Origin of the sequence: Microcoleus sp. Z1_B2, from assembly GCF_036700325.1 — a bacterium.
Lineage (GTDB): Bacteria > Cyanobacteriota > Cyanobacteriia > Cyanobacteriales > Microcoleaceae > Microcoleus.
Genome location: NZ_JAUBOQ010000001.1, coordinates 1 through 18,913, shown reverse-complemented (window position 1 = coordinate 18,913; position 18,913 = coordinate 1). Strand labels below are relative to the sequence as shown.

At 45.6% G+C, this 18,913-nt stretch carries 12 protein-coding genes; 6 read left to right on the top strand and 6 right to left on the bottom strand.

Annotated features, from left to right (window positions below):
* Positions 1-13 precede the first annotated feature (13 nt).
* Positions 14-736, bottom strand: a complete 723-nt coding sequence (locus QT984_RS00060; protein ID WP_333055595.1) for a pentapeptide repeat-containing protein — start codon at positions 734-736, stop codon at positions 14-16.
* 185 nt (positions 737-921) lie between these two features.
* Here QT984_RS00060 and QT984_RS00055 point away from each other — a divergent pair, with 185 nt between their 5' ends.
* From QT984_RS00055 to QT984_RS00030, 6 genes are all read left to right on the top strand, one after another.
* A complete protein-coding gene (locus QT984_RS00055) occupies positions 922-1,599 on the top strand; it encodes a response regulator transcription factor (RefSeq protein WP_333055594.1) in 678 nt (225 codons plus the stop codon).
* Complete coding sequence (locus QT984_RS00050; protein ID WP_333055593.1) at positions 1,565-2,962, top strand: HAMP domain-containing sensor histidine kinase; 1,398 nt, start codon at positions 1,565-1,567, stop codon at positions 2,960-2,962. The genes QT984_RS00055 and QT984_RS00050 overlap by 35 nt, the downstream gene beginning before the upstream one ends.
* Before the next feature lie 46 nt (positions 2,963-3,008).
* On the top strand, positions 3,009-3,506 hold the full coding sequence (locus tag QT984_RS00045; protein ID WP_333055592.1) for a Fe2+-dependent dioxygenase: 498 nt from the start codon (positions 3,009-3,011) through the stop codon (positions 3,504-3,506).
* Positions 3,507-3,822: 316 nt separating this feature from the next.
* Entirely contained in the window at positions 3,823-4,407 is a 585-nt protein-coding gene (locus tag QT984_RS00040) for a PepSY domain-containing protein (protein WP_333055591.1), read from the top strand.
* A 152-nt stretch (positions 4,408-4,559) separates the two neighbouring features.
* Positions 4,560-5,840 (top strand): transposase, encoded by a 1,281-nt coding sequence (locus QT984_RS00035; protein ID WP_333372703.1) that lies wholly within the window; start codon positions 4,560-4,562, stop codon positions 5,838-5,840.
* A 241-nt stretch (positions 5,841-6,081) separates the two neighbouring features.
* On the top strand, positions 6,082-7,329 hold the full coding sequence (locus QT984_RS00030) for an adenylate/guanylate cyclase domain-containing protein (RefSeq protein WP_333058419.1): 1,248 nt from the start codon (positions 6,082-6,084) through the stop codon (positions 7,327-7,329).
* A 65-nt stretch (positions 7,330-7,394) separates the two neighbouring features.
* Here QT984_RS00030 and QT984_RS00025 read toward each other — a convergent pair whose 3' ends face one another.
* The 5 genes from QT984_RS00025 to QT984_RS00005 all read right to left on the bottom strand — a co-directional run bounded on the left by QT984_RS00025 (position 7,395) and on the right by QT984_RS00005 (position 18,348).
* Complete coding sequence (locus QT984_RS00025; protein WP_333058420.1) at positions 7,395-7,874, bottom strand: chemotaxis protein CheW; 480 nt, start codon at positions 7,872-7,874, stop codon at positions 7,395-7,397.
* A 178-nt stretch (positions 7,875-8,052) separates the two neighbouring features.
* Complete coding sequence (locus QT984_RS00020; protein WP_333372699.1) at positions 8,053-10,968, bottom strand: hybrid sensor histidine kinase/response regulator; 2,916 nt, start codon at positions 10,966-10,968, stop codon at positions 8,053-8,055.
* A gap of 371 nt (positions 10,969-11,339) precedes the next feature.
* Positions 11,340-17,132 carry a PAS domain S-box protein gene (locus QT984_RS00015; RefSeq protein ID WP_333372696.1) on the bottom strand — a complete coding sequence of 1,931 codons (5,793 nt, stop codon included), beginning with the start codon at positions 17,130-17,132 and terminating at the stop codon, positions 11,340-11,342.
* 90 nt (positions 17,133-17,222) lie between these two features.
* Positions 17,223-17,726 (bottom strand): chemotaxis protein CheW, encoded by a 504-nt coding sequence (locus QT984_RS00010; RefSeq protein WP_333058426.1) that lies wholly within the window; start codon positions 17,724-17,726, stop codon positions 17,223-17,225.
* A gap of 256 nt (positions 17,727-17,982) precedes the next feature.
* Positions 17,983-18,348, bottom strand: coding sequence for a response regulator (locus tag QT984_RS00005; RefSeq protein ID WP_333058429.1), 366 nt, complete (start codon positions 18,346-18,348; stop codon positions 17,983-17,985).
* Positions 18,349-18,913: the final 565 nt, after the last annotated feature.

Here is an 18,913-nt window from a genome sequence, read left to right as displayed (position 1 = left end):
AAACGAGACTATATTATTGATTTTTTCTGCCGTCTGGCATTGTGGTGCCGGCCATACTTGCTCGATCGATAGTAGCGCCATCTATATTAGCATTGCGGAGGTTGGCATCGGAAAGATTGGCATCTCTCAAGTCAGAAAATCGCAAGTCTGCACCGTCTAGATTTGTCTTTGTCAAGTTAGCTTTTCTAAGGTTAGCGTTGCTGATTCTCGCTCCTACTAATTCGGCTCCGCTTAAGTTTGTGCGAGCTAGATTGGTGTTGACAAAATCTGATATCTCGAAGCGACTACCGCTGAGGTTGGCATCTGATAAATCCGATCCTGTCAGGATGGGATTTTTTAAGTTAAGGTTAACTAATTTTACGGCTCGGAGGTCGCAGCGGGAGCAGCTTTGAGTTAGCAGCAGCGTTTCGACGTTGGCGTTGATTTGGTCGATTTGTTGCTGGGAGAAATTTTCGGCAAATTGTGGGGAGACGTAGCCGAGCTTTTTGGGGTCGTTTGCTTTTGGTTGGGGTGTTTGGATTGGGGGTGTTTGGATTTGTTGGGGTGTTTGGATTTGTTGGGGTGTTTGTGGTTGGGGTGTTGGGATTGGTTGGGGTGTTGGGATTGGTTGGGGTGTTGGGATTGGTTGGGGTGTTTCTATTTGCCCGATCGCACTTAGTTGCAGCCCCACCTTCGGCAGTTCGAGAGTTGCTGCAAAAATTAGTAGGGCGATCGATAATATTGTGATTTTTCTCATAAATAAATAACAAGAGTGCAAAAATACCATTGATATTGTATGATACTCCGAAAAGCGAACGCCCTACATTGAGATCAATAAATCTCAACTTAGATCAAATACTTCGGAACCGTCTGGTGTGCCAATTATCTTTTATATTGCTGTTTAGCAGTCAGTATTTAGCAGTCAGTATTTAGCAGCGAGCTATGAAGATTCTGTTAGTAGAAGATGACTATCGCATTGCCCAAGCATTAGCAGAAGCCCTCACCGACCAACATTATGCCGTAGATATAGCCGCCGACGGTCAAGAAGGTTGGAACTTTGCAGAAGCTTTTACTTATGACTTAATTCTGCTAGATGTGATGCTGCCAAAATTAGATGGAATTAGCCTTTGTCAGCGCTTGCGCCGACAAGGTTTAAAAACCCCCGTGTTAATGCTAACAGCCAGAGACACCAGCAATGATAAAGTCATGGGATTAGATGCGGGAGCCGATGATTATGTCGTTAAACCTTTTGATTTGCCCGAATTAGCAGCAAGAATTAGAGCCTTACTGCGGCGGGGAAGTACAACTTTACCACCAGTATTAGAGTGGGAAAATCTGCGTTTAAACCCGAATACCTGCGAAGTTACTTATCGCGATAATTTGCTGCATCTTACACCAAAGGAGTACAGTTTGCTAGAATTATTCCTGCGAACAGGAGGGCGCGTTTTAACACGGAGTGCTATCCTAGACCATATATGGGCTTTTGAAGACTCGCCAGGAGAAGAAACCGTAAAAGTTCATCTCCGGGGTTTGCGGCAAAAACTGAAAGCTGCAGGTGCACCAGCTAATTTTATTGAGACTATTTATGGCATCGGTTATCGGCTCAACCAAAACCTCTAATCCCCAATTTCAAGCTTTGGGATGGCGTTTATTGCTATCTTACTTAACAGTAATGGTAGCTATTTTAGGAACTTCTGCTATTGCTGTTTATGAATTATTTGCCAGCAGTTTGTATCAAGAATTAGACCAGAGATTGGAGGTTTTGGCTCAAGCAGCTTCTCACAGTTTAGTTGCGATCGAAAAGCAGCATATTTCAGAAAATCCAGAAAAAAAAGGCGATGAATCTGACCAAGAAAGTGAACAGCGCAATGATGATATTCAAATTGAACTCCATCGGAAAAAAGTAACGCGCCAGTTAGATAAAGACGGAGACTTAGACATTCCCTGGCAAAATCTGCGGGAACCAGATCAAGCTGTAGAATGGTTTAATGAAGCAGGTAAAATGTTAGGAAATTCCGGCAATACTTTACCGCCAGTACCGATAAAATCGGGTTTCCAAACCATACAAAACGGGCAAATTCGCTCGGCGACCATTCCAGTTTACATTTCTTATGATAATAAAAAGCAAGAATTAAAAGGTTATATTCGCACCAGCGAATCTACTAAAGAAGTCGAAGAAGTTCTCAGCAGACTCCGCTGGAATTTGGGTTATGGGAGTATTATTGTTATGAGCTTGACTGCGGTTGGTGGTTTGTGGCTGACTAAGCAATCTCTCAAGCCAATTGAGGATAGTTTTCAGCAGTTAAAACAATTCACTGCTGATGCTTCCCATGAGTTGAGAAGTCCGCTGACAGCGATTAAAACTTCTGTGGAAGTTATGCAGAGTCATCCAGAGAGAATTCATGCAGCGGATGTTAAGAAAATGGCGGCGATCGCCTCTGCTACTAAACAGATGACTCAGTTAGTTGAAGACTTACTTTTATTAACTAGAATGGATGCACCAGCAGCCAAGATCGCCCGCGAGTGGATAGCGGTGCCGTTAGATGAACTATTAGAGGATTTGCTAGATTTGTGGGAACTGCAAGCTCAAGAAAAGCAAATTATTCTCAAGTCAAATTTAGCCATTAATACGTCTGTAATGGGAGATGCTGCACAGCTAACTCGTTTGTTTTCCAACTTGCTCGGAAACGCAATTCATTACACACCAGCGGGCGGAAGTGTGACTGTTTCTCTGAGCAGACAGAACCGATCGACAATTGTGAGTGTAGAGGATACTGGTATCGGCATTGCTCCAGAAGATGTAAAGTTAGTTTTCGACAGATTTTGGAGAGCAGATCGAGCCAGAAATCGCCGCGAAGGGGGTTTGGGGATGGGATTGGCGATCGCCCAAGCAATTGTCCAAAGCCATCGAGGAGAAATTAGCGTTACCAGTCAGCTAGGAGTAGGTAGCTGTTTTCATGTAAAATTATCCTCAGTAGCTTAAGAGTTGATATTAATAAAAAACCTTAACTCTTCTTCCCAGATTCTCCTTGTTCACCGCTTTCTCCAATGCTGAATTTGTTGATGGGAAGTTAACAGCAGGTTGGTACGCCCAACAAGTAAAAAATAACGCTCAACTAAAAAATGATGCGGCTCCAACTCAAGAACTCAGAAATTTAGTCAACCAAGCACTAAAACGAAATTCTTTATTCCAAATAGCGGCGCGCCCTAAAGCGATGCGTCCGATTATGTTGAGTCGCTATCAGGGAGGAATGTACTACGGCACACATATTGATAATGCGATTATGGGAGATGAAGAACTAATGCGATCGGATTTGTCTCTCACTCTATTTCTCAGCTATCCTGCAAGTTATACGGGCGGGGAATTAGTGATTGAAAGTACCCAAGGACAACAAGCTTTTAAACTTGCTGCTGGTTCAATGGTTGAGCAGGACTTACGCAAGAGACCAAGGAATAAGGGCAACCACCGGGGGGATTGCCCCTACATTCACACGAGATATAGATGTCGTGCGTCCAGGACTATTTAGGAGGTTTTGGAGGCGGATGAAATACATTTTAGGTCTTTCCGAGTTCTTTACTTTGTTTTGTCATAGTAATTATGGTTATCAAAGCGGTACTTCAGGGAGTTTTAGCAATTATGGATACACAAGTGACGGCACTTTCTATCAAAATGAAATTATTTGCAACATGAATTACCCATTTTGACCAAAGAAACCGGGTTTTTTACCGAATCTGCGGGGATCACAAAATATTTTCGCAAAAACCCGGTTTCTGCCTACCCGTGCGTCCAAGAGAATCTGATTTGTCAACAACAAAACCTCTAAAAAATAGGAGAATAAATAGATGGCTAGGATTAATTTTCGCAAACTTCACCGCCAAGTTGCACCGATTATTTTCATCCCTTTACTATTGACTGCATTAACTGGTGTTACCTATCGGCTCGCACAAAGTTGGTTTGGTATAGAAGATGATGCTGCCGAGATTTTTATGGTGATTCACCAAGGAAGCTATCTCGGAAAGGAACTCAGACCTTTTTATGTGCTTTTGCTGGCTTTGGGAGTGATTGGGCTGATAGTCACTGGTTTGACGATGACCAAATTTTTGGGTGGCGCACGCCCTGAAAGACCAGGTGCTAAACTTGATTTTCGTAAGGTTCACCGTATTGCTGCACCGATTATTTTATTGCCTTTAACAGTCAGTACGGTGACAGGTGTAATCTATCGAGTTGGCAGAAGCTGGTTTAAGATGCCGAAAGAGGTAGGAGAAGTTTTTTTGAATATCCACCAAGGAGAATATTTGGGAGATTTTTTGATGCCAATCTATGTGTTTTTGGTGGGTTTGGGTGTGATTTTGCTGCTGGTAACAGGAATCAATATGACTGGTATTTTTCGGAAACGTCGCCCGCAAACAACAGAGGAAGATAGCTAATATAGCCTTTCTCAGACAATACTTCGGACAGTTTTGGAACAGCGGCGCTCCGCGAGCAGAGCCAAAAACTCCCTGAGATTTTAACCGATAATCAAAAAAAAGGCACTTTTTACGTTAAGCTCAAAAAACACACGAACTTAAAAAAATGCCCGATGAATATTCTAGAATCTATCTTACAACAAATGTCAGGGATTAGTCAATCCCAAAAAAAGTTTATGGTAATTTTATTTTCCACCATATTACTTGTTTATGGCAAAGTGAATTTTACCAATCTGAGCCGTTATAGTTCCTTGAGTGAAAAAACTTATCGTCGTCATTTTTTGAAAAAATTTAGTTTTAGTGAATTCCATCAATGTTTTATCAAGAAAGCATTGAATTCTGAGCGAACAATTATTGCTGCAATCGATTGTTCATTTATTAACAAAAGTGGCAAAAAGACTGAAGGTAAAGCTACATTTTATAATGGTGTAGCTGGCAGACCTGAAGAGGGATTAGAAATTTCTGTCATTTCTCTTGTCGAAGTTGAAACTCATTTATCTTATAGTGTGAGCGTACAACAAACGCCCTGGCGTCCTCCTACAGAACTACCCAAAAGTCCCCTAACTACTAAAGGGAAAAAAACTTCAAAAAAACAGACAAAAAAAGAGGCAGTTAAAAGCTCAACGCCTGAATTAACAAGAGTTGACGACTATGCCAAACATTTAAAAGAAACTCGTTTTATCTTGCCAGAATCTGTACGTTATTTGGTAGCTGACGGTTATTATTGTCGCGCCAAGTTCTGGGATGCTGTACGGGATTCAAATTTACATTTGATTAGCAAATTACGGTCTGATGCCAACTTGAATTACATCTATACAGGTGAAAAAAACAAAATAGGTGCCCCTCGCAAATATGATGGAAAAGTAGACTGTAACAAATTAAAAAACTTAACTTTTATCAAAGAAATCAAGCCGGGGGTTAAGCTTTATTCATTAGTAGTATGGAGTGTTTGTTTAAAATGTCAAATACGTTTAGCTTGTCTTCAAGAAGTTCAACCTAACGGTAAAATTAAAAATATTTTATTGTTCAGCACTGCTCTCGATCTGACAGGTGAGCAAATACTTGAGTATTATCGGGCTCGTTTTCAAATTGAATTTATTTTTCGTGATGCCAAACAATTTACAGGTTTATCCGATTGCCAATCTTGTAGTGGTCAACGCCTGGATTTTCATTTTAATGCCAGTCTGACTGCTTTAAACTTAGCCAAATATGAAGCTTATAATCGTCATTCATCTCCCGCTCCATTCGTGTTTTCGATGGCTTCTTATAAACGCCTTGAATTCAATAGGCATATACTTTACACCTTTATTGAGAAGTTAGATTTAGACCAGAATTTAATTTTAAATCACCCTAACCTTCCGTCAGTCCTATCCTATGGTACTCTCGCTGCTTAAAAACTGTCCGGAGTATTGTCAGAAAAATGAGGTACTCATGGGCATAGGGCATAGGGCATAGGGCATAGGGCATAGGGCATAGGGCATAGGGCATAGGGCATATCTCACTTTTTTGAGAACCGCTATAGATTTTTTTTCCGGGAATGACTGATGAATATCGTGGTTTTAATCCTCTTTACAGTTGCATCTTTTTTGGGGAACTGGTATACAATAATTATCTGGTCACTGACCTTTAATTAAGATGATGAATAGAGGTATTGAAACGGCAAAAAAAAGTCTAAATTCAAAAAATGTATGGGAAAGTCGGCTACAAGGAAGTCGCACCAGTGCATTTCTCAGTGAAGTATTAAGTAACAGCGGTCACTTTTTAATTCTGAAGACTTTATCAGACTTGATATTAGCGGGTTTGTTCCAATTTATCACAGACCCAACTGAATATTTACTGATAGTAGCAATGCTTGTTCAGGCTTGGTATCTGTCGAGCTCGAAATGCCACCGTTTTTGGGGAAACCTGATCTGCGTTGGTATCTATACGCTGATTGATGTGCCGATAGACGGGCTAGATTTTTTCCAAAATCTGAGTCACATTGTCTTTTGGTTATTTTCTCTGATGATTGCTACTTTGCAAGGATTGCGATTCCATTGGGCTAAGGGTATTGATGATTGGCTGATTCCACTGGAAAGTTTGGTAAGGGCTCTGATGGTGGTAGCTTTTTATGTTGTGATTGGGATTAAGTCTCAATATTTAATTGCTAATTTAGAATTGATAGTGACATTTTCGCGGACGGCAACGCACTGGTTTCTTACTTGGAGTATGGTGTTTATCGGTTTGCTTTTGGGGTTGCAGTCACTACAGATTGTAAAACAAAGAAAGCAGCTAGAAAAAACAGCTCAACTACTAGGAAATATGGCAAAATGGGGAATGGGAAGTCATGTAGTAGACACAGCGCTTAATAATCCAGCAGGTTTGGCTTTTCAAAAGTGCGATCGCACGATTTTATTTATGGATATTCGCGGTTTTACAAGTTGGTGCGAAAAAACTTCCCCTGAGACAGTTGCAGCGGTTCTCAATGAATATTACCGTTGTGTTGAACCAGCAGCTTCTCAGTTTCAGCCTTTAAGAATAACTTTTACAGCCGATGAAATTATGGCTATTTATGCTACGCCACAACAGGGAATTGCTGCGGCTAAATCTATGAGTAAAGCTGCTTCAGAAATGCTTGAATTATATGGAATTGGTGCGGGATGCGGGGTGCATTGCGGAAGCGTTATTGAAGGGCTATTTGGCGGTGCAGATGTTCGGACTTATACGGTGATTGGTGATGTTGTCAATACAGCTAAACGCTTAGAAAGTGCCACGCCTGGTGGTGCAATTACTATTTCTGATGCTGTTTATCAAGGGATGTCACAACATCTAACGGTGGAACCTTGTGAACCGATAGTGGCTAAAGGTAAAACAGCAGCTTTAATTGCATGGCGGTTAATATAGCTAGCCGTCACGGATTGCGAACATAGAGTAAAAAAATGGCGATATATTCAATCAGAAAACTCTGATTATATCCTCTGGTGAAATAGCTCTAAGTTTAGATAAAAAACTTCTGTACCGTCTGGCGAGCGAATTAACTTTTCTACGGCGTTAGGGAGTTGATCTTGGCGGTACAATTCGGGAATTTCGCATAAGTTTTCTTCGGATATTTCCAATATTTTCGGCATATTAGGAACCGGAATTCCCAGGCGATCGCTCTTATTTAAACTGCAAACAATCAGGTAGTTGTTGTCGGCAATAGTCTGGATGCTGGGAAATATTTTAGATAAACTAATCAGCGTAATTAGTTCTTCTTGGTGTCGCACTAAACTTTGACCGCTATCTAAAAAACCGTAGGGAGTAAAGTCTTTAACAATACGCTGCACTCGTTCTATAGGAACAGCATAGTAGACGTTCCCCAGTTCAAAGGAAACCATTTTTTTAGGGGCAATTCTAACAGTGGCTTGTTTCTTGCTCCGAAAGCGGCGATTGTAATTGGCGTGAGTCATTCGATTTTAGATTTTAGATTTTAGATTTTAGATTGAGGATTATTGGATTGAAGATTATTGGATTTTAGTAGGTAAGTCGGCTGCGTAGTTGACCACTATTATTCGCTGGTGCAATTACTTTTGATCTAAGTTTTGTTTGAGATTAGGGATTATTTGAGTGGAGATTTGAGATTTTGGCTTAAATTATTGAGTGGTGGATTAATTTGGGTATAGCTTGTAAAAGTTGGGCTTCGCTGTAAGGTTTGGTGAAGTATTGATTGGCGCCTAATTCCATTGCCATTTGCCGATGTTTGGGCCCGCTACGGGATGTCAGCATGGCTACGGGAATCTTAGCAAACCGCTGGGTCGATCTGATCGATCGCAACAATTCAAATCCATCCATCCGAGGCATTTCAATATCCACGATCGCCAAACTGCAATCAAGACCATTTTGCAACTTTTCCAGGGCATCCACGCCGTCTTTCGCCTGTACCACCCGGTAGCGAGCACGAGTCAGCGTCAGAGACAACAACTGGCGAATTGTATAGGAATCATCCACTACCAAAATCTGCGGTGACCGACTCGCACTCGCCGGCATCTCCTGCACTTTACCGGAGACAGCGGCGATCGAACTATTTACCACAGGTTGGCCCACCAAATCGTCCACATCCAGAATATTCACCACGCGCCCGTCCCCCAAAATCGTAGTCCCCAAAACGCCGCGAGGCTTGGATAGAGGCGGTGGCAAAGGTTTAACCACAATTTCCTGCTGACCGATCAGCCGTTCCACGGCCACCGCCAGCATTCCTTCGGTAGAAGCCAAAACCAGGACAGGAATTTCCTCTTGGGTCAAAGGGTCAGGAGAGGGGGCATCCGGCGGGAGGACGCTGTATTCGAGCAAATCTTGCATCCTCACCAAACGAATAAATTCTTCCCGCCACCACAGCATCGGCTGATTGCCGGCAATGTGAACTTCCGAGGCTTTAATGTGCAGAATTTCCTCGACTGCATCCAGCGGCACTGCTATTTTATTGTGATCTGTCTTCACCATCAAAGCATCAGTAATCGACAGCAGCAGTGGCAGTTTAATGATAAAACTCGTACCTTTTCCCAGGCGAGAGTCTACCTTCACAGTCCCCCGCACAGTCCGCAAATTTGTTCGCACCACGTCGAGCCCGACTCCCCGCCCCGAAAGGTCGCTGACCTCTTCTGTAGTGCTGAAACCCGGCCAAAACAGAAAATCGTAGAGTTCGGCAATGGAAAATTCTTGAGCTTGTTCCTCCGTAGCCAAACCCTTTGTGACAACTTTACGGCGAATCATTTCCGGGTCAATGCCTTTGCCGTCATCGGCGACAGTAATAATAGTTTGGCCGCCTTGGTGGCGGGCTTCTATTTCTATTTGACCGCTGGCCGGCTTGCCGCTTGCCTGCCGAACTTCGGGCATTTCGATGCCGTGGTCGAAAGCGTTTCTCACTAAGTGTATTAAGGGGTCGCGCAAAGCCTCGAGCAAACTTTCGTCAATTTTGGTATCTCTTCCCACTAGCAGCAGGTTGACATCTTTATCGTATGTGAGGCACATCTCCCGCAGCGCTCTGGGCAAGTGATCGACGGCGCGACTGAAACTCACGACTCGCAACTGCATGACGCGGCTGCGTAGTTGTTCGGTAATGCGGCGCAGTTGGTCGGTACTGCGCTCGAATTTCATGGCTAAGGTGTCTAATTTGGTGGCGGAGTGAGAAATTGCTTGGGCAGTTTCGATGACTTCTGCGGCTGTCGAGTGGAACTCTGTATAACGATCCATCTCTAAGATATCGAAGTGAGCATGAACCGGAGAGGATTTGCCGTTAGCAATCATGGGGAATTCTGGTTCTGCTGCTGCAAGTTTTCCCAATCCAGAGTTCCCGTTTCCCCCTCTCCATTCTGCAAAGCTCAGTCTGTCGTATTCTTCTCGCAACTGACCGCCGAATTGGTTTAAATCTACGATATTGCGGCGGATGCGCTTGACTTCGCCGCGCAGTTCGGATTCTTGAAGTTCTAAATTTGTACGGTTGATGACTAATTCCCCGACTAAATTCACCAATTCAGTTAAGCGTTCTAAGTCTACCCGGATTGTTGGCCTTTGCAGGTTGGGGACTGGGAGAGTCGGGGAGGGGGGGACAGTTGGGGAGGGGGAGGGGGAGATTTCCGGGGGAGTCGGGGAGTCGGGGAGTCGGGGGGAGTCGGGGGGAGTCGGGGAGGGGGAGATTTCCGGGGGAGTCGGGGAAGGGGAGGGGGAGATTCGGGGGGAGTCGGGGAGTCGGGGGGAGTCGGGGGGAGTCGGGGAGGGGGAGATTTCGGGGAGGTCGATCGCCCTTCCTTCCAATATTTGTTGGCGTGCGGTTTGCAAGTTTTGGGCGATCGCCCAACCGTCGGATTGCAACCGTTGTAGAGTCAAGTCGGGAGAGTCGATCAAAGCGCTGAGGGCGGCGGCGACTTTCCCAAAATCCGGCAATTGCAGCATTCCAGCCAAACCGGAGAGTTGGTAGTAAACCTGCTTGAGGGCGGTGACAGTTGTTGCCAAATCTGCCTCGTCAGCTTGGGAAAGCTCGGTTTCTAGGCGATTGAAGAGTGCCGGCACTTGCTGTTCAAAAATCAGTTTCAGGGTTTCCTGGGCGGGCGATTGACTGGCTGCGGTGACTGGCGACGGTTCTGACTTGCCGTACTTGGCCTGGAACTGGGCGAAAATTTGGGCGATCGCCTCCAAGTTTTCCGTTTGATCCGGAGTTGTGACATCGGAGTGTTGAACTGATTCGATCGTAATCTTTTTGAGAGCATCCACCCCCTGCAGCAAAACACTCACAGTAGTCGGTTCCAGGGCCGCCAAGTCTGTGCGATCGCGCAAAATGACAAAACAGTCCTCCAGCGTGTGAGCCGCCGCCGATACGTTTTGAAAGCCCAACATCGAACCCGCACCTTTAATCGAGTGAGCCGCCCGAAACATTTCTTTAACGGCAGCTTGTCGCTCTTTCAAACCCGCAGCTTCCATCGCCAGCAGATTCGTCTCCATTGACTGAAGAAACTCTTCGCATTCTGCGGTAAAAGCATCTATTAATTCGTTTAAATCGTCATCATTCATATTAAATTAGTCATTGGTTAGCAGTCATTAGTCATTAGTCAGTTCTTAGATTATGTCCGGTTCATTTCAACCCGCACCACTCAAATAATCTGGTGAAACCGGGTTTCTTCCTAGATTTATCGTACTCAAACCGAATTTTTCGGAGAAACCGGGTTTCTTCCTAGATTTATCGTACTCAACCCGAATTTTTCGGAGAAACCCGGTTTCTTGCCCCAACGACAGAAATGCGAGCGCACTTTTTGCGTTGGGAGGGGGCGGGTTTATGCAGATTGTCGGTAATAATTCAAGATTTTTGATGAACCCGCCCCTACAGAATTGTGGTATTTAACCGGATTTAATATGACCAATGACTAATGACTAATGACGAATAACTAACTGCGGAAATTCGCCACCGACTTTTGCAATTGGCCCAGAGAACCAGACAGCTCGTCCAAAGATGCTTTGACATCCGCACCTTTTTGTGCAGTTGTATTCGCAATCTCGTTGACTTGCTGCATACTGTTAGCAATTCCCTCAGCCGAAACAGTTTGCTTGGCAGATGCGATAGTAATATTCTGCACCAAAGCATTCATTTCTCGACTAACTTCGATGATGGCATTGAGGTGAGTTTTGGCTTCGCTTGCTAGCTTAGTGCCTTCCACTACCTCCAGCGTCCCCGATTCCATTGCCTTCATCACGCGGCTGATTTCTTCTTGAATCGTACCGACAATTTCCGAGATTTCCTCAGTAGCGCCGGCGGATCTTTCTGCTAATTTCCGCACTTCTTCAGCAACAACTGCAAAGCCTAAACCTTGTTCGCCGGCTCGCGCCGCCTCAATAGTAGCATTCAGAGCTAATAAATTAGTTTGCGAAGCAAGTTGAGAAATCGAAGTCACAATTTTGCCAATTTGCTGCGAAGATTCGCCCAAACGCTTCATCATTTTCGAGGTAGAGGCGATCGTCAACCGGAGCCCGTTAATACCTTCGACAGCTCGATCGACCGCCATACCGCCGACTTCAGCCGTTTGAGAAGACTGCTGGGCAACGGTTTCTGCCCGCACCGAAACATCTCGCACGTCGCGGATCGAATTCACAATCCGCTCTATTTCGCGCATGATGGCAGATATTTTTGCTGCTTGAATTTCTGCCTGTTGGGTGAGTTGACTGGTATTGTTAATTGACTCGTCGGTGGCAGATGTTACCTGTTCGGCTAAAGTTTGAATTCCCGTTACTACTTTCCGCAGAGAACCGATTAAGAAGTTGAAAGAGTCGGCGACAGCACCTAAAACATCGTTAGTCACTTCCGCCCTGACTGTCAAGTCGCCTTGAGCCGCGCCTTTAATTTCTCCCAACAATTTAAGGACTTGCTGCGTCAGAGAATCAGCTTCAGCTTTACGTTCTGCTGCTAATTTTCCTAGTCGTTCTTCTGCCTCTTTGCGCTCGGTAATGTCAAAGCGAATGGCGATATATTTGACTATTGTGCCACTGGTATCAAAGATGGGGGAGATCGTCGAATCTACCCAGTAAAACGAGCCATCTTTGCGTCGGTTTTTGATTTCCCCTTTCCACACCAAACCGCGAGAAAGTGTCACCCACATTTCTTCAAAAAATGATTTGGGATGGTAGCCGGAATTGACGAGGCGGTGGTTGCGGTGCAGGAGTTCTCCCATGCTGTAACCGGAGATTTCAATGAATCCGTCGTTGACGTAGGTAATCATGCCTTGCAGATCGGTCTCGCTGACGATCGCCGATTCGTCTAGGGCATTTTGCCGCGTTTTGAGTTCTTGCAGCAAGCGTTCCTGTGTCTCGGCCAACTGCTGCATTTGCTGCTGGGACGATCTTTCCTGGGTGACGTTGCGGCAAACGACTACGCCGCCTTTGAGTGCGCCCGTTTCGTCTTTGAGCGGCCGGCCGGTAATTTTCACCCACAGGCCCTCTGGATTCCCTGCGTGGCGGGTGAAAACCTCTACGTTCTCAGGAGATTCTCCTCTAATTGCCCGTGTTAAGGGGATCTCGGCTGTGGGATAGGGAGTTACCGTATCGGGCAAGAATAAACCGTATCTTGCCGACCATTCGTCGGGAAGAGTATCTGTCGAACCCGTGCCAAAGATATCTGCGGCGGCGGGATTGAACAACACAAAATTGCCTTTTTCGTCGGCAGCAATTATGCCGTCGCCAATGCTATTTATTAGCAGTTGCAAGAGATTGGTTTGTTGCCGAAATTGGTCTTCGGAACGGGCTAATTGGGCTGTTGTTTTTTCCAGTTGCACCATCGCCTGTTTGCTTTCAGTAACGTCGCGAGCGACTGCATACATGAGCTGTTGTTCGGTTACAGGTCGCACTTTCCACGACAGCCACTTGTAGGAACCGTCTTTGCAGCGGTAGCGATTTTCAAAAGATTTTAATTCGGCGCCACTAGCTACTTTTTCCGCTTGTTTTCGGGTTGATTCGCGATCGTCTGGATGGACTAAATCGATATAATAGTTGTCTTCGAGTTCATGCGCCTTGTAGCCGAGTGTGTTTTCCCAAGAGGGATTGATACGCTTGAATTTGCCTTCAAAACTTATAATACAAATCAAGTCTAGGGAAAGGGTAAAAAATCGATCGCGCTCTTCTTCTGCTTTTTTGCGATCGGTAATTTCGATCGCCACACCGCCGACACCGATGGGTTTGCCGTCAGCTCCGGGCAAAGGAAAATATGACGCCAGCCAATCTCGCACGAGGCCCGGTTCGTTGACGGTTGTACCCGACACCTCAACGTTTAAAAACGGTTGGTTGGTGGCGAGAATCTGCTGCAACATCGGCTGTAGGGTATCGACCATTTGGGGTACAACTTCCCTCACCGTCTTGCCGAGGTGTTCGGCAACTGAGACGCCTGTGGTTTCCGCTAATTTCTCGTTAACTTGGACGAAGCGCAACTGCTCGTCAAAAATAAACATTGAGGCCGGGGCGGCTGTGAAAAATGCGTCAAACCGGGTTTGACGCAAAACTAATTCTCGTTCTAGGGCTTTGCGATCGGTGATGTCGCGAGCTTCGGGAATCAGCAGCACGACTTTGCCGCTGTCGTCTACGATCGGCTTGAGGGAGAAGTCCACAGTTATCACAGCACCCCCAGCAACGAGCACGTCGGCTTCGTAGCGGACAACCTCGCCGGCGGCGGCTTTTGTGAGCGCTGCTTGCACTTTTTGCTTGGCTTCTGGGGAAATTTGCCACCACAAATTATCTGTAAACTGCGTTCCTACGAAGTCTTCGCGCTCCATTCCGGCGATGTCGAGGGCTGTTTGGTTGGCTTCCAAAACGGTTCCGTCTGGTTTGAGCAGCCCCACTAATTGAAACGATTGGTCAAAAATGGCTCGGAACAGTCTTTCGCGATCGCGCAGCATCTCTTCTGCACGTTTGCGATCGGTGATGTCGCGAGTAACTGTTGCGAACCCCATCGGCTCGCCGGTTTCTGGGTGTTTGACTGTAAATAGGGTGAAGTCAACGGGAAAGTCTTCGCCGGTTTGAAAGTTCCTCAAGCGGAATTCGCCCTGCCAAAAACCGTCTCGTACAGTAGCCGGCACGATTTCTTCTTGGAAAATCTTACCATCTTCTACTGAGAAGAAGTCATACATACTTTTGCTTTTGACTTCTTCAATATTTAGCAATCCTGCTAGTTTCATTCCCGCGACATTCAGGTATGTTGCCTCTCCCTCCATGGTGGCAGTGCCGATAAAATCCGAGCTGCTTTCTACGAGCGAAATCAATCTTTGCTTTTCGATTTCTGCTTGCTTGCGCTCCGTGATGTCGTTGTTAGTTTCTAAAATTGCTTTCGGTTTTCCCTGTTCATCTCGCTGCAAATTCCAGCGACTGAATACGGTAATTTTGGTAGCATAATTGGTGGTGTGAATTACTTCTCCTTCCCAATAATCCTGCTCTTCTAACTGTGCCGAAATAGCGGCTAAAGGCTGGGGATAAATGGTGTGCAATAGAGTATGGGTGACTTTCCCCATGGCGGCTTTTTTTGTCCAGCCGTACATCCGTTCGGCTCCCTGACTCCAATAATTAATGGTGCCGTCCATATCCCGAACGATCAAGCCATCGCTGGCAAGATCGAGCATTTGCAAGTTCTGCTGCAAGGCTTCTTCTACGCGCTTGCGTTCTGTAATGTTGCGGGCGATCGTTGAGATAAATTCAACTTCTGAATTCTCGGATTTGTGGGCAACAATTACTTGAGAAACTGGTATTTCTTCGCCGTCTAAACTCTGCCAAACTGTCTCGCCGCTCCACACCCCGTCCCGGCAAGCTGCGGGGATGCCGACGTTCACAAGAGTGTCGATACTTTTGGGGGATGTCAGGTCAGAAATGCGGATTCCGGTTAAATCGGCGTCCTCGCCAACTCCCAACATTTCTCTGGCTGCGCGGTTGATATAAATGGTGCGCTGTTGGGTGTCGGCTATGCCTACCCAGTCTGTTGTGGTTTCTAAAATTGCTTTGAATCGCAAGAGTTCTTGTTCAGATTTCCGGCGCTGTGTGATGTCGCGCGCGAAGCCGACCATTCCTAAAATGTTGCCTTCTGCATCTTTGAGGGGCAATTTCTGGGTGTCGAAGGTGTGTACTTTGCCGTCGGCTAAGGTGGCTAAGTCGTTGGAGGCGGGCGCGAGGTGGTTGCCGGCCCGGAAGTTTTGGATTTGGTTCTCGGAATCGGTTTCGGCCTGGAAGTTGGCGAAGATGCGATCGACCGATATACCAATTTCTGCGTCGTCTTTACCGATAATTTCTGCTTGGGTTTTGCCGAAGGCGGCGGCGAAACCTGCATTGACTAGGGTGTAGCGCAAGTTTCGATCTTTGACAAAAATGCAGTCTGGCGTAGCGTCAATGACTGTTCGCAGCAAGTTTTGGGAGCTTTCTACTTCTGCCAGTGTCTGCCGCAGTTGTTCTTCCATTTGCACGCGATTGGTGATATCTCTAATCGCGCAAACGAGAAATTGTCTACCGTCGGCATCTACAAAGGTAGATTTTTTGGCGGAGACAAAGCGGGTGTTTCCTGCTTGGTCTGTGATAGTTTTTTGGATTTCGGTGCTGGTATTTGTCAAAAAAACTAATTCGTCTTTTTTTCGATATGTCTCTGCTTCCTGTTTGGGCAAAAACTGGTCGTAGGATTTGCCAATTAGTTCTTCTCTGCTGTGACCTAGGTGTTGACAAAAAGCATCGTTTAATATTAACCAGCGGTGCTGTTTGTCTTTGACGTAAATCGGGTCGGGGATGCTGTTAAGGATGTTGTTTAAAAATTTTTCTGAGGCTTTTAATTGCTCTTGTACTGTGGTGCGATCGCGAATTTCCTGTTCCAATTGTGCATTAGTTTGCAGGAGCTGCTCGGTTCTTTCATTCACTCGCTGCTCTAGTTCTGCCGTTAGCTGCTGCAAGGTCGCTTCTGTCTGTTTGCGCTGGGTAATGTCGCGGCCTTCGGCGAGGATTTGAAATACTTCTCCTGTTTCATTTAACAGCGGCTTAAAGGACACATCAATTACTGTCACATGGTTGTTGGGGCCGGTGATTTCGTATTCTTCCCGGACAAACTTGCCTGCCGAGACTTGTTTAATGTTCGTTTTTAGGCGCTGCTGGTTGGTTGGAGATGATGCCCACCCTGGTGTCAGCCAAAATTTCAGCCCCAGCACTTCTGATGCTTGGAAATCGCCCAATTCTAGCGCTGTCTGATTTGCTTCGATCAGAGTACCGTCTGGATCTAATACTGCGATCGCTTGAAAAGCTTGGTCGAAGATTGCGTGAAATCGCTGGGTAGTTTCGCTCAGTGCTTGTTCTGTTTCTTTTTTAGAGCTCAAGATTTGCTTGGAACCTACTAAGAATCCGTAACGGTTGGACAAACTCAAAAAAACGAGCGCCACCATTACAGTTATCCAATCGAACACACTTTGTGCCACCTGAGAGTGGGGCAGCCCTAGGTATTCGGCGGCGTGGCCACTGTGGCCGAAAGCGCAGCTCCAAAATATGCCTGCTGTGGCTGTGGCGAAGATGTCGAACCCGAATTGACGGTTTCGCCACAAACCTAAGCTGATTATCCAGGCGATGGCAAAGTAACACACACAAATGATGCAATTAGCAGCTCCAATTACCACCGATTGGGAAAAGTCAGGCAATGTCAGAGTCAAAGTCGTTGCGATCCAGGTATAGAGAATTTCGATCATAAAATTAAGGATGGGCAAATCGGATGCCGACGATCGTTAGTTAAATTTATTCATGCACAGCCGTTGCAGACTTATCTGTATTGTTGATTTTTACCAGCGTTCGGAATGGGCGATCGCTTCTACATCGACAATCATTAGCAAGCGTCCTTCGGAATTGTACAGACCTTTTAAGAATGGAGCTAGGTCGGGACTGACATCTAGTGCTGAGACAATGCGATCGGGATTGAGAGGTAAAACTCCTTCGACGCGGGAGACGGCTAATCCCAGGCGCATTTTCGACAACAATCTCACGTCTCGTGGATCGGGCGCTTCTACCACTAAGATGCGGCTGTTTGGGTGGTAGGTGTCAACCGACTCAATACCTACAAACAGTCCAAAGTCTGCCGCTGCTAAGATTTCGCCCCGCAAGTTGGTTAATCCCAGCAAAAATGGCTGGGTATTGGGAACCAGGGAAATCGGTTGTTCCTTGAGGGAAAGGACTTCCCGCACTGCCTCTAATTCTATGCCGAACAGACTGCCTCCTTGACCGAACAGGAGAAATTGCTTTGTTGCACTTGTCTGATTCCCCCCAGCGGGGGGAGCCGTTATTTTCATGGCTTATTTTTAGTTTCTAGTGTAGCTTACAAATTAGAGTGTTGCTTTGACCCTAAAGCCGATCGCCCATCGAGTTTTTCAGCATCACTTTGGGTGCCTCAAATGTTTCCGTTAAATAAATCGCGGTTGGGCAAATAAGCAGGTTTTTATCATTAAACATAAACTTTTATGGAATTCAAAAACCCAGTTTATTAAAAAAAACGGGGTTTGTCGGTATAATGTTTTTTGGGAAGCGGCCGATCGCTTTATATTCGGTTTACGCTGAAAGCAGGCGCTGCACTATGTGGACGAGTTGTTGAGGTTCAAAGGGTTTACTGACGTAAGCGTCGGCCCCTAAATCAGTTCCCCAAGCTTTATCGATCTCGGTGTTTTTATGAGTACAAAATACTACGGGCAATTTGGCAGTTGTGCGATCGCCCCGCAATTCTCTGATCACTTCAAACCCGTTCATTCGTGGCATCACTACATCTAAAACGACCAAAGCCGGAGGGGTTTTGCGGATCAGGGCGATCGCTTCTTCGCCGTCACCTGCCCGCATCACATCCAATCCGGCATCTTGAAGAATGCGGCAGATAATTTCTAGTTCGCTCTTAACGTCGTCCACTACTAAAATTTTGGACATGATTCCCCACTTCCTTGCTGTTATTGACAGCGGACTATGTTTATTTAGAAGCTGACGCGATCGGCGGCGATGGGACTATACCGCTTTGCGGACAAATTAATGTACTTCCAAATACATTATATAGCCGATCCTAGGGCTGAAGGTTAGCTGTCAGCGATCAAAAACGATAAAAATTTACTTGACTAACAGAATCGCTCTGAATAAATTAATCGGCAATTAGTAATTGATTCGTGGTAATTCGCTGTTTTGAAACCAACTACTCTCAGTAGAAAGCTCCCTAAGCAGACAAAAGCCGGATATTCTACGTATTTTTTTTAGCTTGATTCCCAATAATCTAGTTGTGGACAGTGCCTAAATGAGGGTGCTAAAATATTTAAGTATCGGAATTAATAGCAATTTAAAAGGAGCCATAGCGAGATTACTACAGGTATTCAAATAAGTTTTTCTTGTTAAAATACAGCACAATCTCCCTCAGCAGTCGCTATTAAGAATGAGAATTAAATAACTTCCACTCTTGAAAGTGGGATGGGCTCTTATAGCCCGTCATGAGTGGACGGGCTATAAG